The organism is Dyella sp. OK004, assembly GCF_900114495.1.
Classification (GTDB): domain Bacteria; phylum Pseudomonadota; class Gammaproteobacteria; order Xanthomonadales; family Rhodanobacteraceae; genus Dyella_D.
Map to the genome: position 1 here is coordinate 678090 of NZ_FOZI01000002.1, position 24888 is coordinate 702977.

At 63.6% G+C, this 24888-nt stretch carries 20 protein-coding genes; 7 read left to right on the forward strand and 13 right to left on the reverse strand.

Annotation, left to right across the window (positions count from 1 at the left end):
- The first annotated feature begins 20 nt into the window (after nucleotides 1-20).
- Nucleotides 21-1337 carry a sensor histidine kinase gene (locus tag BM338_RS09770; protein ID WP_090450692.1) on the forward strand — a complete coding sequence of 439 codons (1317 nt, stop codon included), beginning with the start codon at nucleotides 21-23 and terminating at the stop codon, nucleotides 1335-1337.
- A 12-nt stretch (nucleotides 1338-1349) separates the two neighbouring features.
- Here the strand turns inward: BM338_RS09770 and BM338_RS09775 are convergent, their stop codons facing one another.
- Entirely contained in the window at nucleotides 1350-1928 is a 579-nt protein-coding gene (locus tag BM338_RS09775) for a Fe-Mn family superoxide dismutase (RefSeq protein WP_090450693.1), read from the reverse strand.
- 32 nt (nucleotides 1929-1960) lie between these two features.
- Nucleotides 1961-3367, reverse strand: a complete 1407-nt coding sequence (locus BM338_RS09780) for an MFS transporter (RefSeq protein ID WP_090450694.1) — start codon at nucleotides 3365-3367, stop codon at nucleotides 1961-1963.
- A gap of 84 nt (nucleotides 3368-3451) precedes the next feature.
- Between BM338_RS09780 and BM338_RS09785 the strand changes: the two genes are divergently transcribed.
- Together BM338_RS09785 and BM338_RS09790 are read left to right on the forward strand one after the other, a co-directional pair.
- A complete protein-coding gene (locus tag BM338_RS09785) occupies nucleotides 3452-4126 on the forward strand; it encodes a helix-turn-helix transcriptional regulator (protein ID WP_090450695.1) in 675 nt (224 codons plus the stop codon).
- Nucleotides 4127-4989: 863 nt separating this feature from the next.
- Nucleotides 4990-7038: a M13 family metallopeptidase gene (locus BM338_RS09790; protein ID WP_090450696.1), complete on the forward strand. Its 2049-nt coding sequence runs from the start codon at nucleotides 4990-4992 to the stop codon at nucleotides 7036-7038.
- Between the two features lie 105 nt (nucleotides 7039-7143).
- Here BM338_RS09790 and BM338_RS09795 read toward each other — a convergent pair whose 3' ends face one another.
- From BM338_RS09795 to BM338_RS09820, 6 genes are read right to left on the reverse strand one after another with little or no spacing between them, the layout of a single operon-like run.
- Nucleotides 7144-8388, reverse strand: coding sequence for an aminotransferase class V-fold PLP-dependent enzyme (locus BM338_RS09795; protein ID WP_090450697.1), 1245 nt, complete (start codon nucleotides 8386-8388; stop codon nucleotides 7144-7146).
- Between the two features lie 39 nt (nucleotides 8389-8427).
- Nucleotides 8428-9747 (reverse strand): Fe-S cluster assembly protein SufD, encoded by a 1320-nt coding sequence (gene sufD, locus BM338_RS09800; protein ID WP_090450698.1) that lies wholly within the window; start codon nucleotides 9745-9747, stop codon nucleotides 8428-8430.
- Complete coding sequence (gene sufC / locus BM338_RS09805; RefSeq protein ID WP_090450699.1) at nucleotides 9744-10511, reverse strand: Fe-S cluster assembly ATPase SufC; 768 nt, start codon at nucleotides 10509-10511, stop codon at nucleotides 9744-9746. The genes sufD and sufC overlap by 4 nt, the downstream gene beginning before the upstream one ends.
- Before the next feature lie 2 nt (nucleotides 10512-10513).
- Nucleotides 10514-10963: a lysozyme inhibitor LprI family protein gene (locus BM338_RS09810; RefSeq protein ID WP_218156325.1), complete on the reverse strand. Its 450-nt coding sequence runs from the start codon at nucleotides 10961-10963 to the stop codon at nucleotides 10514-10516.
- Nucleotides 10960-12432, reverse strand: coding sequence for a Fe-S cluster assembly protein SufB (sufB, locus tag BM338_RS09815; protein ID WP_090450700.1), 1473 nt, complete (start codon nucleotides 12430-12432; stop codon nucleotides 10960-10962). Before sufB ends, BM338_RS09810 begins: the two co-directional genes overlap by 4 nt.
- Nucleotides 12429-12890, reverse strand: coding sequence for an SUF system Fe-S cluster assembly regulator (locus BM338_RS09820; protein ID WP_090450701.1), 462 nt, complete (start codon nucleotides 12888-12890; stop codon nucleotides 12429-12431). Before BM338_RS09820 ends, sufB begins: the two co-directional genes overlap by 4 nt.
- A gap of 237 nt (nucleotides 12891-13127) precedes the next feature.
- Here BM338_RS09820 and BM338_RS09825 point away from each other — a divergent pair, with 237 nt between their 5' ends.
- Together BM338_RS09825 and BM338_RS09830 are read left to right on the forward strand one after the other, a co-directional pair.
- A complete protein-coding gene (locus BM338_RS09825) occupies nucleotides 13128-13466 on the forward strand; it encodes a P-II family nitrogen regulator (RefSeq protein WP_090450702.1) in 339 nt (112 codons plus the stop codon).
- Entirely contained in the window at nucleotides 13456-14808 is a 1353-nt protein-coding gene (locus BM338_RS09830) for an ammonium transporter (protein WP_090450703.1), read from the forward strand. Before BM338_RS09825 ends, BM338_RS09830 begins: the two co-directional genes overlap by 11 nt.
- 429 nt (nucleotides 14809-15237) lie before the next feature.
- Here the strand turns inward: BM338_RS09830 and BM338_RS09835 are convergent, their stop codons facing one another.
- The 5 genes from BM338_RS09835 to BM338_RS09855 form a co-directional block, all read right to left on the reverse strand.
- The gene (locus tag BM338_RS09835; RefSeq protein ID WP_090451237.1) at nucleotides 15238-18333 is read right to left on the reverse strand and encodes an efflux RND transporter permease subunit; all 3096 of its coding nucleotides are present in this window, start codon (nucleotides 18331-18333) and stop codon (nucleotides 15238-15240) included.
- A 1-nt stretch (nucleotide 18334) separates the two neighbouring features.
- Nucleotides 18335-19435: an efflux RND transporter periplasmic adaptor subunit gene (locus BM338_RS09840; RefSeq protein WP_090450704.1), complete on the reverse strand. Its 1101-nt coding sequence runs from the start codon at nucleotides 19433-19435 to the stop codon at nucleotides 18335-18337.
- Nucleotides 19432-20622 (reverse strand): TolC family protein, encoded by a 1191-nt coding sequence (locus BM338_RS09845; RefSeq protein ID WP_255367248.1) that lies wholly within the window; start codon nucleotides 20620-20622, stop codon nucleotides 19432-19434. Before BM338_RS09845 ends, BM338_RS09840 begins: the two co-directional genes overlap by 4 nt.
- 171 nt (nucleotides 20623-20793) lie before the next feature.
- Nucleotides 20794-21174 carry a hypothetical protein gene (locus BM338_RS09850; RefSeq protein WP_090450706.1) on the reverse strand — a complete coding sequence of 127 codons (381 nt, stop codon included), beginning with the start codon at nucleotides 21172-21174 and terminating at the stop codon, nucleotides 20794-20796.
- A 483-nt stretch (nucleotides 21175-21657) separates the two neighbouring features.
- The gene (locus tag BM338_RS09855; RefSeq protein WP_255367249.1) at nucleotides 21658-22944 is read right to left on the reverse strand and encodes a nucleotide sugar dehydrogenase; all 1287 of its coding nucleotides are present in this window, start codon (nucleotides 22942-22944) and stop codon (nucleotides 21658-21660) included.
- 110 nt (nucleotides 22945-23054) lie between these two features.
- On the opposite strand from BM338_RS09855, the gene BM338_RS09860 reads away from it, so the two are divergent.
- Complete coding sequence (locus tag BM338_RS09860) at nucleotides 23055-24068, forward strand: aminoglycoside phosphotransferase family protein (RefSeq protein WP_090450707.1); 1014 nt, start codon at nucleotides 23055-23057, stop codon at nucleotides 24066-24068.
- The gene (murU, locus tag BM338_RS09865; protein ID WP_090450708.1) at nucleotides 24065-24769 is read left to right on the forward strand and encodes an N-acetylmuramate alpha-1-phosphate uridylyltransferase MurU; all 705 of its coding nucleotides are present in this window, start codon (nucleotides 24065-24067) and stop codon (nucleotides 24767-24769) included. Before BM338_RS09860 ends, murU begins: the two co-directional genes overlap by 4 nt.
- The last annotated feature ends 119 nt before the right edge of the window (nucleotides 24770-24888 follow it).

Below are 24888 nucleotides of genomic sequence, written 5' to 3' on the forward strand. Positions count from 1 at the left end.
TCCGCACGGCCGCGTTTCGCATGGCCATGATCCAGGCCACGCTGTTCGCCGCGCTGGTCGCGGCCCTGCTCGGCATCGCATGGTGGAGCGTCAGCGAGTACGCCGAAGCGCAACTGCGCGCCGACGTAAAGACCGACATCGCCAGCCTGCTCCAGGCCGCCGCCGACGGCACACTGACGCAGCAGATCCGCCAGCGCGTCGCGGTGATGCCGGTAGGGCCTGATTACTACCTGCTTGCCGACACGGCGGGACATCGCCTGGCGGGCAATCTCGTCTATCGACCGACCAAGGCGGGTTGGCATGCCGTGCCTCTGCAGGGCGCGCTGGGCGAAGACAACAGCGACGCCGACATCGTGCACCTCTACGTGGTGCAGTTGGCCGACGGCCGCTGGCTGGCCGCCGGCAGCGACAACCGCAGCGTGGTCGAGTTGAGCGAATTGCTCAGCCAGCGCTTTCTGGAAATCGGCGTGCCGGCCGTCCTTCTCGTACTGCTGATCGGTGGCATCGGCGGCTGGCTCTATCTGCGCCGCATCGACGCCCTGGGTGAACTGGCCGAGCGCGCGCTCGAAGGCGAGACCGCACTGGTGATCGCCCCTTCGGGCAAGGGCGACGAATTCGATCGCCTGGCCAACCGCCTCAACCGCATGCTGGGCCGCATGCATGTGCTGATGGATGGCATGCGGCAGGTTTCAAACGATATCGCCCACGATTTGCGCACGCCGCTCACGCGCATGCGTCAGGGATTGGAATCCAGCCTCGATCCGCATGTCGACGAACAGGGACTGCGCGACGGTGCGCAGCATGCACTGGAGGAAGTCGACGGCCTGCTGGCGACCTTTCGTGCACTGCTGCGCATCGCCAGTGTCGAATCGCGGCAGCGACGATCCGGCTTCGAAGACCTGGATCTGTCGGCCGTGTTCGACACGCTCGCGGAAACGTATCGGCCGGTGGCCGAGGATCTCGGACAGCAATGGTCCGCACGCATCGAAAGCGGTCGCCGCCTGCACGGCGACCGCATCCTGTTAACGCAGATGCTGGCCAACCTGATCGAGAACGCGTTGCGCCACACACCACCCGGATCGCGCATCGAGCTGAGCCTGAGCAGCACGCCCGAACGCATCATCGGGCGCGTGACTGACAGCGGCCCCGGCATTCCCTCCGAGGCGCGCGAACGCGTACTGCGCCGCTTCGTACGGCTGGACCGCAGCCGCAGTACGCCCGGCAGCGGGCTCGGCCTGGCCCTGGTCGCCGCGGTCGCCGATCTGCACGGCATTCGCCTGACACTTGGAGATGCTCAGCCGGGACTCGCGGTGGAGCTCGGCTTTCCTGCGCTGTAAGCGTTCCGTTGATCAGGCCAGATTGTCGCCAGCGAATTCCCAATGCACGAGCTGCCAGAACGCCTCCAGATATTTCGGGCGGAGGTTGCGGTAGTCGATGTAATACGCGTGCTCCCACACATCCACCACCAGCAGTGGACGATCCTCACTGGTCAGCGGCGTTGCCGCATTGCTGGTGTTGACGATCGCCAGCGTGCCATCCGGACGCTGCACCAGCCACGTCCAGCCCGAGCCGAAATTGCCGGCGGCGGATTTGGCGAATGCCTCCTTGAACTGCGCGAACGAACCGAACGCGTGCGCGATCGCATCGGCCAGTTTGCCGCGGGGTTCGCCACCACCGCGCGGGCTCATCGAATTCCAGTAGAAGCTGTGATTCCAGATCTGCGCAGCGTTGTTGAAGATGGCCCCCGAGGAACGGCGAATGATGTCCTCCAGACTCATCGACTCGAACTCGGTGCCCTTGATCAGGCTATTAAGATTGGTGACATAGGCCTGGTGATGTTTGCCGTAGTGATAGTCCAGCGTCTCGGCGGAAATATGCGGCACCAGCCCATTGCGCTCATACGGCAAGGGAAGCAGTTCGACAGCCATCGTCAGGGTCCTTTCGTTGGGGGGGAAAATCATTACGGAGCGCGCGGCGCGGCCCGTCGCGCAATGGGCAAGGCGCACGCCACCAGCACGGCGAACACGCCGAATACCCACAGCGCCGCCGAGCGCGCACCGGCCACGCCACCCGGATCGCCGAGGCCTGCCGCATTGGCGATCAGCCCTGCCATGGCGGCGCCCAGCGACATCGCATACAGCTGCACTGTCGAGATCGACGACGACGCCAGCGCGCCCTCGTCCGCCGGCGCCGAGGCCAGCAGCGCGGTAAGCAGATGCGGCCATGCCAGCCCAACGCCGAGACCGACGCCGGCCAGCACCACACACAACAAGACGAAGCCCGCCCCCTGCTCGAAGCCGCTCGGCTGTTGCAGCATCCACGCCAGCAAGGCCAGCGACAGCGCCATCAACAGCGGCCCGATGCGAATGCTGGTCGTGGCGAAAGCGCCGCTGCGTCCGGCGCTGAGCATCGAACCGAAACTCCAGCCGCCCGCCATCACCGCCGTCAGATAACCCGCCACCAGCGGTTCATGGCCGTGGATCACCTGCAGGAAATACGGCACGAAAATCTCCGCCGTACTGCCGATCACCAGCAGGCTGAGCACGCCGTAGATCGCGCGCAGCCGCGACGGTGCATAGGCACCGGTCGGCAGCAGCTTCGCTGCGGCGCGACGGTCCAGCCACACGATCCATGCGGCAAGCGCCAGGCCGGCGATCACTCCTGCCGCCTGCATGCCACGTGATGTGCTGAGACTGGCCAGCGACACGGCGAGCACCGACAGCGCCAGCAAGGCTAACCGGCCACCCGGCACGCGCGAATGACTGCCCGCTGACGCGCCCGCAGGCAGCCACACCGAAACAATGACCGCCAGCGCCAGCACCTCCGGCAGCAGACACCAGAATGCCGCCCGCCAATCACCCAGCTGCGCGAACACACCGCCGATCGCCGGCCCCGACAACGTGGCAATGCCCCACATCGCCGAGACCAGCCCCATCGCGCGCGACCATAGCGACGGCTCGAATACCCGGCGGATCAGTACATAGGCCAGCGATACCAGCACGCCTCCGCCCAACCCCTGCAAGCTGCGCCCCGCCAGCATCCACAGCATGGATGTAGCGCTTGCACAGACCACGGTGCCCACGGTGAATACACCCAACGCCAGCAGGTACGCCCCTTTGCCGCCGCGTCGCGCCGCCAGCGTCGCTGCCAGCGTGGCGCCGATGATCGAGGCGATCACAAACAGCGTGGTGTTCCAGGCGTAATAAGCGAGGCCGCCGATGTCCGCCACGATCGACGGCATGATGGTGGTCACCACATAGACATTGATCGCGTGCAGCGCGGTGCCACCCGCCAGGGCGAGGGAGCGGACGCCATTGCGCCCCGAGAGGAGATCCGACCATGAGGCAGATTCGGTTGTAACGGACATGCGACCTCGACAATGCGCGTCATGCGCGCCTAATATCCAAGTATCAACTTGCATATTAAGTCGAACCCGTGGAATTAAACAAGCATGAGCTTGGATAATAAAATCGATCCGCCCGCCGAGCGCATCCTGCGCCAGCTGAAGACGCAGGGGCCGCAGGGCACCGCGGCGCTTGCGGAGGCGTTGGACATCACCGCGGAAGCGGTGCGCCAGCAAGTACAGAAGCTGCTCGACGATGACCTCATCACGGGCCAGCAGGAACGCGCCGCCGGTGTTGGCCGGCCGCGCCAGCTGTGGTCACTTACTGCCGCCGGCCATACCCGTTTCCCCGATGCGCACGCACAGCTCGCCGTCGACCTGATCGCCTCGGTGCGTGCGCTGTTTGGCGATGCCGGTGTGGATCGCATGATCGACGCACGCCGCGACGACAATCGCCGTACCTATCTCGAAAGCATCGGCAACGCCCGCAACCTCGGCGAGCGCGTGAAACGGCTGGCCGCCATCCGCGAACGCGAAGGCTATATGGCGAGAGCCGAGCGCGATGGCCGCGACTGGCTGCTGATCGAAGACCACTGCCCCATCTGCGCCGCCGCGCAGACCTGCCAGGGTTTCTGCCGCGCCGAACTGGAGCTATTCCGCGAGGTGCTAGGCGACGAAGCGCAGGTGGTCCGCGAGCAACATCTGCTGGCTGGCGCGCGGCGCTGCGTTTATCGGATCAGTCAGCGCCGTCTGCTGAATACGCCAGTCCGGCTGCAGGACTAAGCCTCTTTGAACAAATTCTTTTGTTAGACCTGATCGGTCTCGAGTCTCGCTTTGAGCTGCCTCTCTTGCTCGCGGGGGAACGTTGGTGAGAGATAGGCTCGTGGTTCGCGGCTTCCTACTTTGAGTGTCAGGTTGTCGCGACCTGGCCGCTTATGCAGCGGGCATTTCGGACGCCTGCCGGCGCCCGAGTCACTTTCTCTTTGCTGACCCAAAGAGAAAGTAACCAAAGAGAAATGGTCTAAAGAGCGCGGTGTGCTTTGTAGCTGCGCATCTTCCAATGTCAGACGTCGGGATGGTTTTTCGCCTTGCCCCCTCCCCTGCTCGCAGGGGAGGGCTGGGGAGGGGTAAGTACTTGGTTCGCGGTTTCCTACTTTGGCTGTCGGGTGATCGCGACGTGATCACTAGCAACACTGTCTCGAGCACCCACCCCTCACCCCAACCCTCTCCCCAGAGGGGAGAGGGAGATGTTGCGCTTCAAGGCGAGACAGACCATCAAGCCAAAGAACACCATCCCTACGCCTGACACTGGAAGATGCGTAGCTACAGAGCACACCGCCTGCTCTTCAGGCCATTTCTCTTTGGTTACTTTCTCTTTGGGCCAGCAAAGAGAAAGTGACCCGGCTCGCGGCAGCGAGGCGGAACGCCCGCTGCGTAAGCGGCCAGGTCGCAACACCCCAACCCGGAGAGTTGTGAATCAGCCCCCCTCTCTGCTGATTGAGGCCAGAGAAAGCCCGGCTACGATGCCAAACCAGACCATGTCGAGAGTTACCTTCGACACTGCCGCCTTCCGCCGCCCCTCCCTAGCCTGCAAGATGGGCTGATAGCGTGCTTCGCTCGCCCGTCACCGTACTCAGGGAGATTCCATGAAGAACCGCATCGTGAAGCCGATGGCCAAGCCATTGGCATGGGCTGTTGGCCTGGCCTTGTGCACCGGCGCCATCGCCGGCCCTTCCGGCAACTTCGACGTGAAGGAGCTGGACAAGAACATCGACGCCTGCGCCGATTTCAACGGCTTCGTGAATGCGAAGTGGGTAGCCGCGCACCCGATCCCGGCCGACCGCACGCGCTGGGGCTCCTTCGACGCCCTGCGCGAAGACAGCCTCAACGCGCAGCGCGGCATCGTCGAGACTGCCGCCGGCAGCGCCGCCAAGGCCAAGCCGGGCTCCATCGAACAAAAGATCGGCTACCTCTACGCCTCCGGCATGGACGAAGCCGCCATCGAGAAAGCCGGCTTCGATCCGATCAAGCCGCAACTCGCGAGCATCGACGCGCTGAAGAGCAGCAAGGATGTCGTGGCCTACATCACCGACAGCTACGCCAAGGGCGACGGCGTGGTGTTCGGCTTTTTCGGCAATGCGGACTTCAAAGACTCGAACAAGCAGATCGCCTACGCCAGCCAGGGTGGCTTGGGCCTGCCCACCGCCGACTACTACAGCAAGCCTGACTTCGCGAAGATCCGCGACGCCTACGTTGCGCATATCGCGCGCACGCTTGAACTCACCGGTGTGAGCGCGGCCGACGCGCAGACCCAGGCCAAGGAGGTAATGGCGTTCGAAACGCGCCTGGCCGGCGCCTCGCTGGTGCCGACCGAACTGCGCCAGCCGGAGAATCGCTACCACTACGTCAGCATCGCCGATGCGGACAAGGTGACGCCGCATTTCGAATGGACCGCCTTCTTCAAGGCACAGGGCGCGGATGTGAAGGACGGCTTCTCGCTGTCGCATCCCAAGTTCTTCGCCGAGTTCGACAAAATGCTGGCTGACGTGCCCGTTACCGACTGGCAGGCCTATCTGCGCTTCCACGCCATCGACGGTGCCGCGCCGTATCTCTCCAAGGCGTTCCAGCAGGAAGACTTCGACTTCAACGCCAAGACGCTCAATGGCCAGAAGGAAATGAAGGCGCGCTGGAAGCGCACGCTGGACACCGTCAACGAAGACATGGGCATGGCGCTGGGCCAGCTCTATGTCGCCAAGACCTTCACGCCCGACTCCAAGCAGCGCGCACAGGCGCTGGTCGACAATCTGCGTGTGGCCTACAAGGCGCGCATCGAAAAGCTCGAATGGATGAGCGACGCGACCAAACAGAAGGCCCTGGAAAAGTGGGCCAGCTTCACGCCCAAAATCGGCTACCCCGACAAGTGGCGCGACTGGAGCGGCCTGCAGATCAAGCAAGGCGACTACTTCGGCAACGTGATGTCGGCCGCCAAGTTCAACTATGACTACCGCATCGCCAAGATCGGCAAGCCGGTGGACCGCAGCGAATGGGGCATGACGCCGCAGACGGTGAACGCCTACTACAACGCGCAGAAGAACGAGATCGTGTTCCCCGCGGCCATCCTGCAGTCGCCGTTCTTCGACGCCAAGGCCGACGACGCGCTCAATTACGGCGGCATCGGCGCGGTGATCGGCCATGAAATGGGCCACGGCTACGACGACCAGGGCAGCAAGTTCGACGCGCAGGGCAACAACGTCAACTGGTGGACCGACGCCGACCGCAAGGCGTTTGAGTCGCGCACCGACAAGCTGGCCGAACAGTTCAACAGCTATGAAGCGCTGCCGGGCAAGTTCGTCAACGGCAAGCTGACCATGGGCGAGAATATCGGCGACCTCGGCGGCCTCAACGCTGCCTACGATGCGTTGCAGATGGCCCTGGCCAAGCACCCGGCCGAGGCGAACAAGAAGATCGACGGCTACACCCCGGACCAGCGTTTCTTCCTCAACTGGGCCCGCGTGTGGCGCGGCAATATCCGTCCCGAAGCGCAGCTGACCCTGCTCAATACCGATCCGCACGCGCCGGCGCAGTTCCGCGCTATCGGTGCGCCGTCGAACATGCAGGCCTTCGCACAGGCGTTCCAGTGCAAGGCGGATGCGAAGATGGTCCGTTCGGGCGAGAAGCAAGTGAAGATCTGGTAAGCACGACGCACCGCTGACCAACAGAAAAAGCCATGGGTGAAAGCCCATGGCTTTTTCTATTCCTGCCGTGGCACGGTATGTCCCTTGGATCGCCCTGCCCGGCTATTACATCAGCAGCGTGCGTACCTTCAGCAGCGCCGTGATGAACGCATCCACTTCCTCGCGCGTGTTGTAGAACGCCAGCGAAGCGCGCAGCGTGGCGGGCACGCCGTAGAATTTCATCAGCGGATGCGCGCAGTGATGGCCGGAGCGCACGGCCACGCCCTGCAGGTCGAGCAAGGTCGCCATATCGGTGGCTTGCGCACCCTCGATCAGGAACGAGATCACTGGCTCCTTCTCTTTCGCCTCGCCGAACAGGCGCAGGCCCGGGACTTCGCGCAGGCGATCGGTGGCGTAGGCCAGCAACTGCTGCTCCCAGGCGTGAATCGCCTCGAAGCCGATGGAGTCGTAGTAGTCGATCGCCGCGGAGAGACCGGCAAAGCCCGCGATGTTCGGCGTACCTGCTTCGAAGCGATGCGGCGGCTCGGCGAAGGTGGTGCCGTCGAAACTCACTTCGCGGATCATCTCGCCACCGCCGAAGAACGGTGGCATGGCCTGCAGCAGTTCCTTGCGCGCCCACAGCGCGCCAGTGCCCGTCGGCGCCAACATCTTGTGGCCGGTCAGCATGTAGAAATCGCAGCCCAGTGCCTGCACGTCCACCGGACGGTGCGGCACCGCCTGCGAACCATCCACCAGCAACGGAATACCCCGCTTGCGGCATTCGCGCGCCAGCTCGCGAATCGGATTCACCGTACCCAGCACATTGGACACATGAGCAACGCAGGCGAGCTTCACTTCCGGCGTCAGCAGCTTGACGAATTCCTCCACGATCAACTCGCCGCGCTGATCGATCGGCGCCGCCTTCACCGTGGCGCCGCTGCGCTGGGCGATGATCTGCCACGGCACGATATTGGCGTGGTGCTCCATCACCGTGGTGACGATGGCGTCGCCCGGTTGCAGTTTCGGCAAAGCGTAGCTGTAAGCCACCAGATTGGCGGCCTGCGTGGTGCCGGAGGTAAGGACCAGCTCGTTACGCGAGGTGGCGTTGATGAAACGCGCCAATTTTTCGCGCGCGCCCTCGTAAGCGGCCGTGGCTTCCTCGCCGAGCTGATGCACGGCGCGCGACACATTGGCGTTGTGCAGACGGTAGTGCTCGTCCACCGCCTCGATCACGCTCAGCGGCTTCTGGCTGGTATTGGCGTTGTCGAAATAGATCAGCGGCTTGTCATGCACCGTGCGCGCAAGCAACGGGAAATCCGCGCGGATGCGCTGCACATCAAAAACGGTGGGTAGCTGTGCTTGTGCATTCATCGCTGTATTCCATGAGTCCCGGACGCCCGGGTGTCAGGCTTATTCGTTTGGCAGGTGCGCTAACAGCAGACCGGAGAGGTGTTCCCGCAATGCATCGTTCGGCATCGACTCCAGCACGGCGCGACAGAACGCGACCGTCAGCAGGGCGCGAGCCTCCGCCTTCGGAATGCCGCGCGAACGCAGATAAAACAGCGCACGCTCATCCAGCTGACCGACAGTGGCGCCGTGCGCCGCCTTCACGTCGTCGGCGTAGATTTCCAGCTCGGGCTTGGTGTCGATCTCGGCCTGGCCGGACAGCAACAGGTTCTTGCAGCTCAGCGAGGCATCGCTGCCATCGGCACCCTCGGCTACCACGATGGCGCCGCGGAACACACCGCGCGAACGTTGATCGGCAACACCGCGCCAGAGCGACTCCGAAGTGGTGTTCAGCGCCTGGTGACGGATCACCAGCTGCGTATCCACATGCTGGCGACCGTGCAAGGCGAACACACCGCGCAAATCGAAACGCGCGCCATCGCCCACCAGCTCGGCCTGCAGGTCATGCCGCACCAGCGCACCGCCCAGCTCAAGCACGTGCAGCAGAGCATGCGCGCGCGCCCCCAGGTGCAGGCTGCTGCGGCGAATCAGGCTGCTGCCTTCGGCAGCGTCCTGCAGCAACGTATGCTGCAACTTGGCACCGTCGCGCAGCACGATATCCGCGACCAGGGTCGCCAGATGGTTCTGCTCGCCGGTGGAAGCATGGTGTTCGACCAGGCTCAGTTCGGCACCCTCGCCCAGCTCGATTACATGCCGCAGATGCCAGCTGCTATCGGATCCGGCCGGCACACCGACAAACAGCAGATGTAGCGGCTGCTCAACGCGCGTGCCAGCGGCCACGCGCAACACCACACCGTCACCCGCCAGCGCGGCGTTCAAGCGAGCGAATGCATCGCCCGCCTCGCGGTAGTGGCGTGACAGGGCAAAGCGCAGGGATTCGGCATCATCCCGCAGTGCCTGCGACAGCGGCTGCAGGGTCACGCCCGCAGGCAGGCTCGATAGCGAGGAAAGATCAGCGCGGAACACACCATTGACGAACACCAGGCGCGGCCCATCCACACCCGGCAGCGCCAGCGTGGCCATATCGACGGCACGCGCCGCCGCCTGGCTGTCACCATGTTCAAAACGGCGCTGACCCAGCGCGCGAAGGGCGGTGTACTTCCAGGCCTCTACCCGCGTATCGGGCAGGCCGGCCGCCTCAAAGGCAGCAAGATTCTCGCGGCGCGCCGCATCCAGCCACGCGATATCGCTGCCCGGCAGCCGCGACAGCGCCGCCGATGCGAGCAGCGACTCGACGAACGGCGGGCGCACCGGCTGATTCATGCCTGCGCTCCGGCCACCGGGCTGCGCTCGCCAACCCAGGCGTAACCGTGTTCTTCGAGCTTCAGCGCCAGCGTCTTGTCGCCGCTTTCGACAATGCGGCCGTCGGCCAGCACATGGACGAAATCCGGCTCGATGTAATCAAGCAGACGCTGGTAGTGAGTGATCATCAGGAAGGCGCGCTCCGACGAACGCAGCGCATTGACGCCCTGCGCCACCTGCTTGAGTGCGTCGATGTCGAGACCGGAGTCGGTTTCGTCCAGGATCGCCAGCTTCGGCTCCAGCACCGCCATCTGGAAGATCTCGTTGCGCTTCTTCTCGCCGCCGGAGAAACCCTCGTTGACGGCGCGATGCAGCAGCTCGTCGGAGATCTGCATGATCTTCAGCTTCTCGCGCACCAGCTTGAGGAACTGCATGGAATCCAGCTCCTTCTCGCCGCGCTGCTTGCGCTGTGCATTGAGCGCGGCGCGCAGGAAATAGGTGTTGTTCACGCCCGGGATTTCCACCGGGTACTGCAGCGCGAGGAATACACCCGCGGCAGCACGCTCTTCCGGCTCCAGCGCCAGCAGATCGCGCCCCTCAAAAAGCACCGAGCCTTCGGTGACTTCATAGCCATCGCGCCCGGACAGCACGTTACCCAGCGTCGACTTGCCGGCGCCGTTCGGACCCATGATGGCGTGCACCTCACCCGGGTTCACGGTGAGCGAGAGGCCCTTGAGGATGTCCTTGCCCTCGACGCGGGCGTGCAGGTTTTCGATCTTCAGCATAGTCACTTCAGTTCCGCGGAATTCTTGATCGAGCCGGAGCAGACATCGCCTTCCTGCGCGCCGTCGAGCCAGGTTTTCAATTGCTCGGTGCGCTGCTGGGTCAGGCGTGCCTTCACTGTGCCGACGCACATCGGATACACAGAGCCGTATTGCGCGCTCGCGTTTTCGTTCTTGCCCACCGGGTAGTTGGCTTCCACTTCCGCATCGCGGAATTGGAGCCACAGCTTCTGGGAAGCCTTGAGCTTCTCCAGGAACACCGGTTGGTCCTTGTACTTGGTCTGGATGGCTTTCCAGACCTTATTGAGCTCCTGGTCCGCCTTGGCGAAATCGCCGGCCGAGCAAGCATTCAATTCGGCCTGTGAGCCATTGGGGTTGCAGCCGATCTGGCCGTCAGCGGCAAAGGCGGCCAACGGCAACGCCATCATCAGAACGGACAACGCGATGCGCTTCATCCCACGGCTCCTTCCAGAGAGACTTCGAGTAGTTTCTTCGCTTCTACCGCGAACTCCATCGGCAGCTCGCGGAACACCTGCTTGCAGAAGCCGTCGACGATCATCGACACGGCGTCTTCCTCGCTGATGCCGCGGCTGCGGCAGTAGAACAGCTGGTCGTCGGAGATCTTGGAGGTGGTCGCCTCGTGCTCGACGATGGCGCTCGGGTTTTTCACTTCCATATACGGGAAGGTGTGTGCGCCGCAGCGCTTGCCGATCAGCAGCGAATCGCACTGGGTGTAATTGCGTGCACCCTCGGCACCCTTCTCCACTTTCACCAGGCCGCGATAGGCATTGGAGCTGCGGCCAGCGCTGATGCCCTTCGACACGATCTTGGACTTGGTGCCCTTGCCGATGTGGATCATCTTGGTGCCGGTATCGGCCTGCTGGCGATGATGCGTCAGCGCGACCGAGTAGAACTCGCCCACCGAACGATCACCGCGCAGTACGCAGCTCGGGTACTTCCAGGTGATGGCCGAACCGGTCTCCACCTGCGTCCAGGAAATCTTGGAGTCGTTGCCGCGGCAGTCGCCGCGCTTGGTCACGAAGTTGTAGATGCCGCCGACGCCGTTCTCGTCGCCCGGATACCAGTTCTGCACGGTCGAGTATTTGATCTGCGCGCGCTCGAGCGCGACCAGTTCCACCACCGCCGCGTGCAGCTGATTCTCGTCGCGCATCGGCGCGGTGCAACCTTCGAGATAGGAGACGTAGGCGTCGTCCTCGCACACGATCAGGGTGCGCTCGAACTGCCCGGTGTTCATCGCATTGATGCGGAAATAGGTGGACAGCTCCATCGGGCTGCGCACGCCCTTGGGCACGAACACAAACGAGCCGTCGGAGAACACCGCCGAATTCAGCGCAGCGAAGAAGTTATCGCCGGTCGGCACCACGCTGCCCAGGTACTTCTGCACCAGGTCACCGTGTTCGCGAATCGCCTCGCTCATCGAGCAGAAGATCACGCCGGCTTCGGCCAGCTCCTTGCGGAAGGTGGTGCCCACGGAGACCGAATCGAACACCGCGTCCACCGCCACACCAGCCAGCTTGGCGCGCTCGTGCAGCGGCACGCCGAGCTTGTCGTAGGTTTCCAGCAGCTTGGGATCGACTTCGTCCAGCGACTTCGGGCCTTCCTTCGGCGCGGCGTAGTAGCTGATCGCGTTGTAATCGATCGGCGCGAGCTTGAGCCTGGCCCAGTCCGGTGTCGGCATGGTAAGCCAGTGGCGATATGCGTTGAGGCGCCACTCGGTCATCCACTCCGGCTCCTGCTTGATCGCGGAGAGCTGGCGGATGATGTCCTCGCTCAGGCCGGGCGGCAGGCTGGTGGTTTCGATGTCGGTGACGAAACCGGCTTCGTAGCGGCGGCCGAGCGCTTCCGCGACTTCGGCGTTGTCGCGTAGCGTGGTGGCAGTGATATCGCTGCGTTCGGCGGTCATGCGTGGGTCCTGCCTTTCAATTCACTGAGTGCCACGGTCGCGATCTGCGGGCGTGCCGGCGGCTTGAGCATGTCGGCCAGACTCACCGCGCGCAGCGCGTTGTCCACCACATGACTCACCAACTGCCAGCTGCCGCGCACCGTGCATTGCGACTCGCGATCGCACTGCCCTTCGACCAGTCCACATTCGGTCATGCCGATGGGCCCCTCCATCGCTTCGACGATCTGCGCCAGCGAGATCGCTTCCGCCGACCGCGCCAGGCGGTAACCGCCATTGACGCCACGGAACGACTCGACCAGCCCGGCATGCCCCAGCGACTTCAGCAGCTTGCTGACCGTCGGCAATTCCAGGCGCGCCTCGTCGGCGATCTGCGCCGTGCTGAGCACGTCGTGCGGATGGGCGGCGATGCAGGTCATCACCACCGTGGCGTAGTCGGTTAGGCGGCTGACTCGAAGCATGAGAGGAATCGGGACGACTGACTCTAATCGGGACCAAAATGGTACTAATTAAGCCACCTTCGGTCAATGCAGCGCATTGCACCAAGAGCACGCAACTCCTGCGTCCATGGCACCATGTTGGCGCTTTATGCATCCAGGATCAGGGGCAAGCTGCTGATTTTATTAAACCCGCCGCGGGCGCTTGGCTGGCACGCAATGTGCTGCATTGCGACATATCAACCACCTGGGGAGCGCTGGATGAAATGGATCACCGCGATCATCAAACCCTTCACCCTGGATGACGTGCGGCAGGCGTTGTCCGAGGCGGGCATCACCGGCATGACCGTCACCGAGGTGAAAGGCTTCGGCCGTCAGCACGGCCACACCGAGCTGTATCGCGGCGCCGAGTACGTGGTGGATTTCCTGCCCAAGCTGAAAGTGGAAGTGGCGGTAGCCGACGAACAGCTCGAGCACGCCATCGAGGCCATCAGTGCCTCGGCACGCACCGGCAAGATCGGCGACGGCAAGATCTTCGTGAGCGAACTGGAACAGGCCATCCGTATCCGCACCATGGAGGTCGACACCGATGCGCTTTGAGAAACAGGGAACGGGGCTCCGCAGCGGCCTGATCGTGCTGGCTGTCATGGGTACCTTGCTGGCGCTGCCGGCATGGGCGCAATCGGCGCCTGCACCGACACATATCGATAGCGGCGATACCGCGTGGATGCTCACCGCCACCATGCTGGTGTTGCTGATGACGATCCCGGGCCTGGCACTGTTCTACGGCGGCATGGTGCGCGCGAAGAACCTGCTCTCGGTGTTGATGCAGTGCTTCGCCATCACCGCGATGGTCACCGTGCTGTGGATCGTCTACGGCTACTCGCTCGCCTTCAGTAGCGAGGGCATGCAAGCCGGCGTCGTCAACCTGCACTCCATCATCGGCGGCCTCGATCGCGCGATGCTGGCCGGGCTCAAGCCGGATTCGCGCTACCAGACCGTGCCGGAAGCGGTGTTCGTGATGTTCCAGATGACCTTCGCGATCATCACCCCCGCCCTCATCGTCGGTGCCTACGCCGAACGCATGAAGTTCAGCGCGATGCTGTGGTTCAGCGGCCTGTGGCTCACCTTTGTCTACCTGCCCGTGGCGCACATGGTGTGGAGCGGCCCCGGCTCACTGCTCGGCGATCTTGGTGTGCTCGATTTCGCCGGTGGCACCGTTGTACACATCAACGCCGGTATCGCGGGTCTCATCGCCTGCCTGGTGATCGGCAAGCGCCGCGGCTATCCACACACTCCGATGCCACCGCACAACCTCGGCTACACCGTCGTCGGCGCCAGCCTGCTGTGGCTAGGCTGGTTCGGCTTCAACGCCGGCTCCGCCGCCGCCGCCAACGGCAGCGCTGGCATGGCCATGCTGGTCACCCAGATCGCCACCGCCGCCGCCGCACTGGGCTGGCTCGTCGCCGAATGGATCACCCACGGCCGCCCTAGCGTCCTCGGCATCGTCTCCGGCGCCGTCGCCGGCCTCGTCGCCGTCACCCCCGCGGCAGGCACCGCCGGCCCCGGCGGCTCACTGGTACTCGGCTTCATCGCCGGCGTGGTGTGCTTCTTCAGCGCCACCAAACTCAAACACAAACTCGGCTACGACGACTCCCTGGACGTCTTCGGCGTCCACGCCATCGCCGGCATCATCGGCGGCCTCCTCACCGGCCCACTCGCCGCCCCCACCCTCGGCGGCTTCGGCACCGTCACCTCGTTGTGGGGACAACTGTGGATCCAGGCCAAAGGCGTCGGCTTCACCATCGCATGGAGCGCCGTACTGAGCTTTGTTTTGCTCAAGTTGATCGACTGGACCATTGGTTTGCGCGTTGACGACGAACAGGAACAGGTCGGCCTCGACATCTCCCTGCACGAAGAGAAGGCTTACAACCTGTCGTAAAAACAAAACCACAGAAAGAAAAAAAGCCCGCAAGCAATGCTTGCGGGCTTTTCTTTTTTCTGCGATGCGAAGCGAGCCCGTAACGGGTCACCGTGAGGAATGGATGATCAGGTCCCGAAGAAAACCATCCCGACGCCTGACACTGGAAAAAGCGCAGCTACGCAGCACACCGCCTGCTCTTAGGCCATTTCTCTTTGGTTACTTTCTCTTGGGGCCAGCAAAGAGAAAGTGACCCGGACCGCGGCAGCGGTTCGGAAGCCCGCGGCAGGCGAGCCAGGGCACGCAGACGCGACCATCGAAGCGCTTCACTACTGGACCCCGGCCTGCGCCAGGGTGACGAAGTAGGGGCGTTGAGCCGAGCACCCACCCCTCACCCCAACCCTCTCCCCATAGGGGAGAGGGGCCAAAAGGCTACGCCGCAGCCTTCAGTCAAGAACGACGCCCCCGTCCCTCCATCCAGTCATACAACACCGGCAACAACACCAACGTCAGCAACGTAGACGTCAACAACCCACCCACCACCACCGTCGCCAACGGCCGCTGCGTCTCCGCCCCCACCCCACTCGACAACAACATCGGTACCAGACCAAGAATCGCCACGCTCGCCGTCATCAACACCGGCCGCAACCGCAACGCCGTCCCCCGCACCACCGCCTCGCGCACCGCCATTCCCTTGCCGCGCAGCTCGTTGAGGAAACTCACCAACACAATCCCGTTGAGCATCGCCACGCCAAACACCGCGATAAACCCGATCGCCGATGGCACCGACAAGTACTGCCCCGTGATCGCCAGCGCCAGCAGTCCGCCGATCGTCGCAAACGGCACATTGGCTAGGATCAACGCGGCATATCGCATCGAATTGAATGCGGTATAGAGCAGGATGAAGATAAAGAAAATCGTTGCCGGCACGATCAGCGCCAGCCGCCCCAGTGCACGCTGCTGGTTCTCGAACGCGCCGCCCCACTCCGTCCAGTAGCCCGCCGGCAGCTTTATCTGTTGCGCAATGGCTGCGTTGGCCTCCTTTACGAAACCATCGATGTCGCGCCCGCGCACGTCCATCTGGATCACCGCATACCGCTGCAACTGCTCGCGACGCACAAAGGAATAACCCTCGGCCGTGCTGACTTCGGCCACTTTCTCCAGCGGCACGATGCTGCCGTTGACGGAACGCAGCGGAATCTGCCGGATCGCGGCGATGGACGCTTTCGAAGCATCGTCGAGCCGCGCAGTGATGTCGAAGCGGCGCACGCCGTCGATCAGGCTACTCACCGCTTCGCCGCCGATGCCGTTTTTCACCACGGTCAACACGTCTTCCGCATTCAAGCCATAACGGGCCAGAGCCTCGCGGTCCACGTGAATGCGGATCTGCGGCTTGCCAAGGTTTGCCTCCAGCGCAAGATCGGCGACGCCAGGCACATTGGAAAGAACATTCTTGACTTGAGCGCTGAGCCGGTCCAGCTGTCCCAGATCGTCGCCATAAAGCTTGAGCGCTAGGGTGGCTCGCACGCCAGAGACCAGCTCCTCGATGCGCATCTGGATCGGCTGGGTAAAGCCGACCACGGCAGTGGGTAGTTCTTTTTCAAGCGCCTCCTGCATATCGCGCTCCAAGCTTTCCAAACTCACACCAGCACGCCAGTTTTCCTTGGGTTTGAGTGGGGTATAGATCTCCATATAGTTCACGTCGGCCGTCTCGCCTTTCTCCGCGCGGCCGATCATCGATAGCGTGGTATCGACTTCGGGAAAGTCGCGCTTGAACAAGGCCGCGATCTTGTTGGAGATCGCGATGGACTCATCCAGCGAAGCGGAAGGAATCGAGGTGACGCGCCACATGATGGCGCCTTCGCGCAGGTTGGGCATGAATTCCTTGCCGAGCAGCGGGAACAAGGCGAGGCTGCCGAGCAAGGCAACGCACGCGCCGGCAAGTACACCGCGGCGATGCTTCAAGGCCCATCCAAGCAGCGGCACATACGTCCGCTTGAGCCATGCCACCAGCCAGGTGTCCTTTTCTTCCTTCGGCTTCAGCAACAACGCTGCCAGCACCGGAATCAGCGTCAATGCCAGCAGCAGCGAACCCACCATGGCGAAGCTGATATTGAATGCCATCGGCTTGAACATCTTGCCTTCCAGCCCCTGCAGGCTGAACAACGGCAGGAACACCACGACGATGATGGCGATGGCGAAGGTGATCGGATTGGCGACCTCGCGCGCGGCCGTCAGCACAGCCGCCGTGCGGTCCACCTCGCCGCCGTGCGCACGCTGCTCGGCCATGATGCGGAAGGCGTTCTCCACCATCACCACCGCACCATCCACCATCATGCCGATGCCGATCGCCAGGCCGGCCAGCGACATCAGGTTGGCAGAAAGCCCGGCCTTCTCCATGCCGATGAAAGCCATCAGCATCGCCAACGGCAATGCCACGATCACCACCACCGCGCTGCGGAACTCGCCCAGGAACAGGAACAGCACCAGCGCCACCAGCAGCGAGCCTTCGACCAAGGCGCGCACTGCCGTGCCCACGGCCTTGTTCACCAGCTCGGTGCGTTCGTACACCGGCTTGATCTCGACGCCTGGCGGCAAGGCCCGTCGTACCGTGTCGAGGCGCGCGTTGACGGCATCGACCACATTCTTCGCGTTTTCGCCGATACGCGCGAGCGCCTGCCCCATCACTACTTCCTTACCGTCGCGAGTGACTGCACCAAAGCGTGGCGCCGGTGCCTGCGTCACCGTCGCGACATCGCGCACATAGACCGGCGTGCCGTCCGTGCTCTTGAGCACGATGTTGCCGATGTCCTCCGCATTGCGGACCAGCCCCAGTCCACGCACCAGGTACTGCTCGCGCCCCACGTCGACGTAGTTGCCGCCGACCTGCGCATTGTTGGCTTCCAGCGCCGCCATGACATCGCGGAAACCAAGACCGTGTGCGATCAGGCGATTCGGATCGATGCGCACCTGATATTGCCGTTCGCCGCCGCCCCAGGACACCACATCGTCCACGCCCGGCGCCGTACGTAGGATCAGGCGCACGGTCCAGTCCTGCAGCGTGCGCAGGTCCATGTCATCGGGTTTCTTCAGCGCCCCGTCCGCGCGCTCCACCGTGTACCAGAACACCTGGCCGAGGCCGGAGGTGTTCGGCCCCATTTCCGGTTTGCCGTAGCCGGCCGGCAGACGGTCGCCCACCTGTTGCAGGCGCTCGTTGACGAGCTGACGGGCGAAGTAGATATCCATATCGTCTTCGAAATAGACCGATACATAGGAGAGGCCGAACAGGCTGACCGAACGGATCTCCTGCACCTTCGGCAGGCCGGCCAGAGCCGATTCCACTGGTGTGGTAAGCAATTGCTCCACGTCTTCCGCGGCGAGCCCAGCCGATTCGGTATAGACGTTGACCTGTACCGGCGTGACATCGGGGAAGGCATCGATGGGCACCTGGCGCATCGCGCGCCAACCGAGAAAACCGATCACCACGAACAGGATGATCACCAGCAGCTTGTAGCGCAGCGAGAGTTCGACGAGTCGGGTCAACATGTCAGTGCCCATCCCCGCCAATCTGCGACTTCAATAGCCGTGCCTTGAGCGCGAAAGCCCCCTTCACCACCACGGCCGCGCCCGGCCTGAGTCCATCGCGTATCACTGTCCAGCCGCCCTGGCTGTCGCCCGTGGCTACCGGCACTGGATCGAAGCGACCCTGGCCCACGGCGACGAACACGGTAGGCTGGTTCTGCATCAGCAACACCGCCTCGTCCGGTACTGCCAGCGCATCGCGTCCTTCGCCCGCGGCAATGAAGGTATCGACGAACTCGCCGTTGTGCAGCAGATCGTCGCGATTGCTCGCTTCGATGCGTACCGGCACCGTGCGCGTCTGCTCGCTAGCCTGGTGCGGCAGCTGGACGACCTTGCCGCTGATCGTCTGACCATGCGCCTCGATACGCGCGGCACTGCCACGCAGCACGCGCACGGCATCCGCCGGCGACAGCTGGGCCTGCACCCACACGCTGTCTTCGTCGACCAGTGTGAACAGTGTGCGGCCAGGCTCGATACGTTCGCCGAGCATGAATTCGTCGGTGGTGATGCGGCCATCTGTGGGCGCCAACAACTCAAAGGTTCCATCCGCACGCGACGAGCCGCCGCGCAGCAAAGCGGTGACCTGACCATCGCTCAAACCATAGGCGCGCAGGCGCGCCCTAGCCTGGTCTCGCTGCACTTTTACCTCGGTGTAGCGACGCTCGGATACGGCTTGTGGCCCCAGCGAACTCACGCGCTGCCATTCACGCTCGCCAACAATCAGTGCGCCCTGTGCTTCGGCCACCTCCACGCTGGATAGCGCTACCAGCGGTGCGCCAGCCTTCACGCTGTCGCCAAGCCGCGCCTGGCGCTTCACCACCTGTGCCGGCACGCGTGGCGATACCAGCACGGTGGCATAGCCATTCGCCTTCACTTCGCCCGGCGCCTTGATCTCGCCCTGCAATCGGCGCACCGCCGCCGGTGCGGTGACGATGCCTTCCGCCTTGATCGCCGCGGCATCGAGGGTAAGCGCGCCCTCTGCGCTCTGTGCATCGGCAATGGCCGTACCGGATGTGGCGGCGAGCGCAAGCCACAGCGATGCGGTGCTGAAAATCATCTTGTTCATCGAGAAGAATCCTTGTCGTCGGCGTCGATCCAGGCGACCAATCGGCCTGCGGCACTGAGGTGATCGATCCAGGCTTGCCAGGTCTCGTTCTCCAGCGCGATGCCGGAGAGCGCGGTATCGACGCTCTGCTTGAGCTGCACGAGGTAATCGGAGGTGCCGATCTCGCCGGCCTGCCATAGGCGCTCCAGCAAGGCAGTACGCTCGTCGAAAGCGGCCGCGCGGCTGCCGCTGAAGGCCGCACTGGCGTCGCGCAACGCGGCATAGCGCAGCTCGCTTTCGCGATGTCGCGCCCGCACGGCCAACCGCTGCGCATCGAGACCAGCCAGCGCCGCGTCCGCTTCGGCGCGGGCCGAGTCAACCTCCGCGCGATAGCTGTTGCGCACCGGCAGAGGCACGGTGAGGTTCAAGCCGATCACGTTCTGATTCATACCTGCGCCAGGGCCGGTACGCACGCGACCGCCAGTCAATGCGATCACCGGATCGGGCACGCGCTGCCGCTGAGCCACGCGGATACCCGCGTCGGCACTCTCGACACGCGCCTGCGCCTGGCGCATCTCGGGCAACTGATCCGATGCTGCGGGCTGTTCACCGACTATCGCCGGCAAACTGCGCAACGTCAGTGAGTCGGGCATATCCGCCGGACCACCCAAGGCCGCCAGCGTTGCCTGCGCACCTGCCGCACGTCCGAGCAGTGCGGCTTGCTGCGCTTGTGCCTCGCTCAGCGCGAGCGCCGCCAGATCGCGCTCGGTGATGCTGATGTCGCCGACTTTCAAGCGGCGTTCCGCCAACTCGGCGAAACGCTGCATCAGCTCGACACGCCGCCGGCCAAGCTCGGTCTCACGCACGGCCAGCCGTGCGGCGAACCAGGCCTTCAGCCAACGCGCAGCGATATCGCGACGCATCTGGTCATAACCAGCGCGCGCAGCGACCACACCCGCCTCGCCCACCGCGCGGCGAGCCGTGCGCTTGCCCGAGAGATCCAGCCCAAGGCTGACGCCGACGGTGCGCCGGTCCACATCCGCATTTTCCGCAGACAACGCCAGCTCCGGGTTATAGAGCGGCTGCCCGGCGGCACGTGCCCGCGCGCCGGCCACTTCCAATTCCGCGCGAGCCGCGCGCACCTCGGGACTCAACGTCCACAGCTCGCGAATGGCGCGCCCGATTTCCACCGGCGCGTATTGATTCACAGGAGCCGCCGTACCGACGGCAGATTGCGCCAACGCAGGCCCAGCCCCAAGACTGGCGCACGCAAGCGCACACAGGACACCCCAAGGTGCCCGCAACAAAAAACGCATGACAGAAACTCCTGAATACCCTCCACGCACACGCCGAAAGCGTGCGCGACCATCTCGGATGGATCAGGCGATCGGAGGCCTCAACGGACTCAGCGCAGGTAGCGACTGCACCCGCGATTGCATGGCGATAAAAGCATGCGCCGGCTGCAGCGCCGGCCACGTCATCAGCGCGTCGCTCATCAACGGCGTCGCGTGAGTGCAATTGCAATGACAGCCACCCGCGCCATCATGCCAACACGATGCAGCACCGTCATCCTGAGCAACCGCCTTCCCGGGCTCGACAAGCACCGTCCTCGCGCCATCTGCTGCATCGACCTGCCCGCCGTCAGCCGCAAGACAAGCCGTGCCCATCGCCAGCTTCAGCACCATCAACAACGCAAACAGCCAGCCCGCACCAGACAAACGGCGGCGAAGGCGAGTCAGCAAGGGTTGGTGGGAAGACATGCGCGGCACTCTAGACGAGGGCTGCGTTGTTAGACAATTTCATTTGCTTGTTGAGTGTGTGCGTTGGAGCAGACACAGGCGGACCAGCGCCTTCGAAATAGCAGCGCCATCCCGAGCACCCAACCCCTCCCCAACCCTCCCCTGCAAGCAGGGGAGGGAGCAAAAGCTCGGCGCGGCGGTGATGGCTAGACGATCCAGTCTCGAAGAAAACCATCTCGACGCCTGACACTGGAAGAGGCGTAGCTACAAAGCCCACCGCCTGCTCTTCAGGCCATTTCTCTTTGGTTACTTTCTCTTTGGGCCAGCAAAGAGAAAGTGACCCGGACCGCGGCAGCGGTTCGGAAGCCCGCGGCAGGCGAGCCAGGTCGCGACAACGCGACAATCGAAGCGATAACGCCCTGGATTCCGGCCTACGCCGGAATGACGAAGTAGGCGAGCACATTGCAAGAACCAAATTCTCTCTCGAAGAGACAGAGAGAACGGCTACAGCCGCCCATCCACCGCCCCCACCGGCAACACCGCCTTCACATCAAAAATCACCGCCCCCGGCTTGCCAAGCGCACGAATCCGCTCCGCCCCCCATTCCCGAAACTCCCGATGCGCCACCGCCAGAATGATGGCGTCATACGCCCCCTCGGTAAGCTCCCCGATCGTATCCACCCGATACTCAACCCGCGCCTCCTGCGCATCAATCCACGGATCAAACACATCCACCTGCGCATGCGACAACTCAAGCTCACGCACAATGTCCACCACCCGCGTATTGCGCAGATCCGGACAGTTCTCCTTGAACGCGAAGCCCAGCACCAGCACACGCGCATCGACAATATGCAGACGCCGCTCACTCATCAGGCGGATCACGCGATCAGCTACGTAGCTACCCATGCGGCTATTGATGCGACGGGCAGTGAGGATCAGCTCCGGGTGATAACCAGTGACCTCGGCCTTGTGCGTGAGGTAGTACGGATCCACGCTGATGCAATGTCCGCCAACCAGGCCTGGACGGAATGGCAGGAAGTTCCACTTGGTGCCAGCCGCGGCCAGCACTTCCTCGGTATCGATGCCGAGCCGGTGGAAGATCAGTGCCAGCTCGTTGACCAGCGCGATATTGACGTCGCGCTGCACGTTCTCGATGACCTTGGCGGACTCTGCCACACGGATCGACGACGTCTTATGCGTGCCCGCACGGATGATGGTGCGGTATAGCGCGTCCACCTTCTCCGCCACTTCCGGTGTGGAGCCAGAGGTGAGCTTGGTGATGTCAGTGACGCGGCGCGCGTGATCGCCGGGATTGATGCGTTCGGGACTGTAGCCGCAGAAAAAATCGGTATTGAAGACCAGCCCCGAACCCTGCTCCAGCAAGGGCACGCAGACTTCTTCGGTGGTGCCCGGATACACGGTGGACTCGAACACCACCACATCGTCGCGCTTGAGCAGACCGGACAGCATGCGGCAGGCGGACTGCAGCGGCTTGAGGTCCGGTCGCTGCGCCTCATCGATCGGCGTCGGCACGGTGACGATGTAGACGTTGCAATCGCGCAGGCCCTCGAGCTGGTGCGCATAACGCAACCGCGTGGCGGCACGCAGCTGCTCAGCCGAGGTTTCCAGCGTGTGATCACTACCGCCTTCCAGCTCGGCCACGCGCGCCGCATTGATATCGAAGCCGACCGTATCGAAATGCTTGCCAAATTCCACAGCGAGCGGCAGGCCAACGTAACCCAGGCCGATGATGCCGATGCGTGTTGCCGTGCTTTCCATGAATTCGCTCATACCCCCCCCGCCGTGACAAGCGGTGCAGATTACAGGAGGCGGTCAGCTCCCGGCAGCGCATCGCGCCCCAGTTCCGGCTAAGCTGATCGCATCACAAATCTTCAGCTGCCATGACCCTCAGCACCGACCGCGCCGACGCCCGCCTCGCCTGGGCACGCTCCGTTCTCGCCGCCCCCGACCTCACACTGGAACCGGCTTCGGCCGATGCCAGTTTTCGCAGCTATTGGCGTACGCAACTCGACGGCACCAGCTGGATCGTGATGGATTCGCCGCCGGCGCTGGAGGATCCGAAGCCATGGCTGGCCATCGGCGAACGCCTGGCTGTCGCCGGCCTGCATGTGCCCGCCGTGCGCGCCACGGATATGACACAGGGTTTTCTGCTCATCGAAGACCTGGGTACGCGGCTGTACCTGTCCGAACTGCATGCCGATAACGTCGACGCCCTTTATGGCGATGCGATGGATGCGCTGCTGCGCATGCAGTTGCATATGGATCACAGCGAGCTGCCGCCGTTCGATCGTGACGTGCTCAGCCGTGGCCTGGAAGTGATGCCGGAGTGGTTCCTGGGGCGGCACCTTGGCCATACACCCGATCGCAATGAACAAGCCGTGCTGACTGCGGCCTTCGAGCTGATCATCCAGAACGCGCTGGAACAGCCGCGCTGTTTCGTGCATCGCGATTTCCACAGCCGCAACCTGCTGATCGTGCCGGACAACAATCCGGGTGTCATCGATTTCCAGGGCGCACTGTCCGGGCCGATCAGCTATGACCTCGCCTCGCTGCTGCGCGACGGCTATATCGCCTGGCCGCGCGAAAAAGTGGAAGCCTGGGCCGAGTCCTACCGGTTGCGCCTGCGGGATGCCGGCCTGATCACTGCCGAAGTGGACCGAACACGCTTTCTGCGCTGGTTCGACCTGACCGGACTGCATCGCCACACCCGCGTGCTGGGGCAGTTTTACCGATTGTGGTATCGCGACGGCAAACCCGGCTATCTGGCCGACGTGCCGCGCATTTACGAGTACGTGGTGTCGGTGGCGCGCAGTTATCCAGCGCTGGCCGATTTCGTCGCGCTGCTTGAACGCCACGCGCGAGGCCGAGACCTGACCCGGGTGACCACGGCATGAGGCACGCCCTGATCTTCGCCGCCGGTTTGGGCGAACGCATGCGCCCCCTGACCAACCACACGCCCAAGCCGCTGCTGGAAGCCGGCGGCAAACCGCTGATCGTGTGGCATCTGGAAAAACTGGCGGCGCTCGGCGTGCACTATGTAGTGATCAACACATCGCATCTCGCCGAACAATTTCCCGAGGTGCTGGGAGATGGTTCGCGCTGGGGTTTGCGCATCCGCTACGCCTATGAGGGACCGACGCCGCTGGAAACGGGTGGCGGCATTCTCAATGCGTTGCCATTGCTGGGACCGGAGCCCTTTATTGCGGTGAGCGGCGACATCTGGACCGACGCCGACTTCGGCACGCTGCCCACCGAGCCGGCTGGCCTTGCGCACTTGATGATGGTCGACAACCCGGCGCATCACCCAACCGGCGACTTCCATCTCGATGCCGAAGGCGCGCTTCACGAACAAGGAGAGCCGCGACTGACGTTTAGCGGCCTCGGCGTGTTCAGGAGAGAGCTGCTCGAGAACTGGCGCGAAGTCGTCGGCGACTTCGCCGGCACGGCGTCCAAACCCTGCTTCAAGCTGCGTCCACTTTTGACGGCCGCCATACATCGCAACGCCATGAACGGCAGTCTTCACCGGGGCGCCTGGACCGATGTGGGCACGCCGCAGCGCCTGGACGAACTCAACGTGCGCCTGCGCGGCAGCTGAGCGAAAGACCGAGCGGCGCAAAATCCTGCCGGTTTGGACCTCACCCCTGACGGGCGGTATCCTAAACTCCTCGGTTCTGTAGAGCGCCTGCCGGTCGTTCCCCACACTTTCGCCTGCAG

What these genes read in the sequence shown, in the direction of transcription:
- BM338_RS09770 (WP_090450692.1), top strand. Translation starts at nt 21, where the DNA reads ATGGCCATGATCCAGGCCACGCTGTTCGCCGCGCTGGTCGCGGCCCTG.
- BM338_RS09775 (WP_090450693.1), bottom strand. Translation starts at nt 1,928, where the DNA reads ATGGCTGTCGAACTGCTTCCCTTGCCGTATGAGCGCAATGGGCTGGTG.
- BM338_RS09780 (WP_090450694.1), bottom strand. Translation starts at nt 3,367, where the DNA reads ATGTCCGTTACAACCGAATCTGCCTCATGGTCGGATCTCCTCTCGGGG.
- BM338_RS09785 (WP_090450695.1), top strand. Translation starts at nt 3,452, where the DNA reads ATGAGCTTGGATAATAAAATCGATCCGCCCGCCGAGCGCATCCTGCGC.
- BM338_RS09790 (WP_090450696.1), top strand. Translation starts at nt 4,990, where the DNA reads ATGAAGAACCGCATCGTGAAGCCGATGGCCAAGCCATTGGCATGGGCT.
- BM338_RS09795 (WP_090450697.1), bottom strand. Translation starts at nt 8,388, where the DNA reads ATGAATGCACAAGCACAGCTACCCACCGTTTTTGATGTGCAGCGCATC.
- sufD (WP_090450698.1), bottom strand. Translation starts at nt 9,747, where the DNA reads ATGAATCAGCCGGTGCGCCCGCCGTTCGTCGAGTCGCTGCTCGCATCG.
- sufC (WP_090450699.1), bottom strand. Translation starts at nt 10,511, where the DNA reads ATGCTGAAGATCGAAAACCTGCACGCCCGCGTCGAGGGCAAGGACATC.
- BM338_RS09810 (WP_218156325.1), bottom strand. Translation starts at nt 10,963, where the DNA reads ATGAAGCGCATCGCGTTGTCCGTTCTGATGATGGCGTTGCCGTTGGCC.
- sufB (WP_090450700.1), bottom strand. Translation starts at nt 12,432, where the DNA reads ATGACCGCCGAACGCAGCGATATCACTGCCACCACGCTACGCGACAAC.
- BM338_RS09820 (WP_090450701.1), bottom strand. Translation starts at nt 12,890, where the DNA reads ATGCTTCGAGTCAGCCGCCTAACCGACTACGCCACGGTGGTGATGACC.
- BM338_RS09825 (WP_090450702.1), top strand. Translation starts at nt 13,128, where the DNA reads ATGAAATGGATCACCGCGATCATCAAACCCTTCACCCTGGATGACGTG.
- BM338_RS09830 (WP_090450703.1), top strand. Translation starts at nt 13,456, where the DNA reads ATGCGCTTTGAGAAACAGGGAACGGGGCTCCGCAGCGGCCTGATCGTG.
- BM338_RS09835 (WP_090451237.1), bottom strand. Translation starts at nt 18,333, where the DNA reads ATGTTGACCCGACTCGTCGAACTCTCGCTGCGCTACAAGCTGCTGGTG.
- BM338_RS09840 (WP_090450704.1), bottom strand. Translation starts at nt 19,435, where the DNA reads ATGAACAAGATGATTTTCAGCACCGCATCGCTGTGGCTTGCGCTCGCC.
- BM338_RS09850 (WP_090450706.1), bottom strand. Translation starts at nt 21,174, where the DNA reads ATGTCTTCCCACCAACCCTTGCTGACTCGCCTTCGCCGCCGTTTGTCT.
- BM338_RS09855 (WP_255367249.1), bottom strand. Translation starts at nt 22,944, where the DNA reads ATGAGCGAATTCATGGAAAGCACGGCAACACGCATCGGCATCATCGGC.
- BM338_RS09860 (WP_090450707.1), top strand. Translation starts at nt 23,055, where the DNA reads ATGACCCTCAGCACCGACCGCGCCGACGCCCGCCTCGCCTGGGCACGC.
- murU (WP_090450708.1), top strand. Translation starts at nt 24,065, where the DNA reads ATGAGGCACGCCCTGATCTTCGCCGCCGGTTTGGGCGAACGCATGCGC.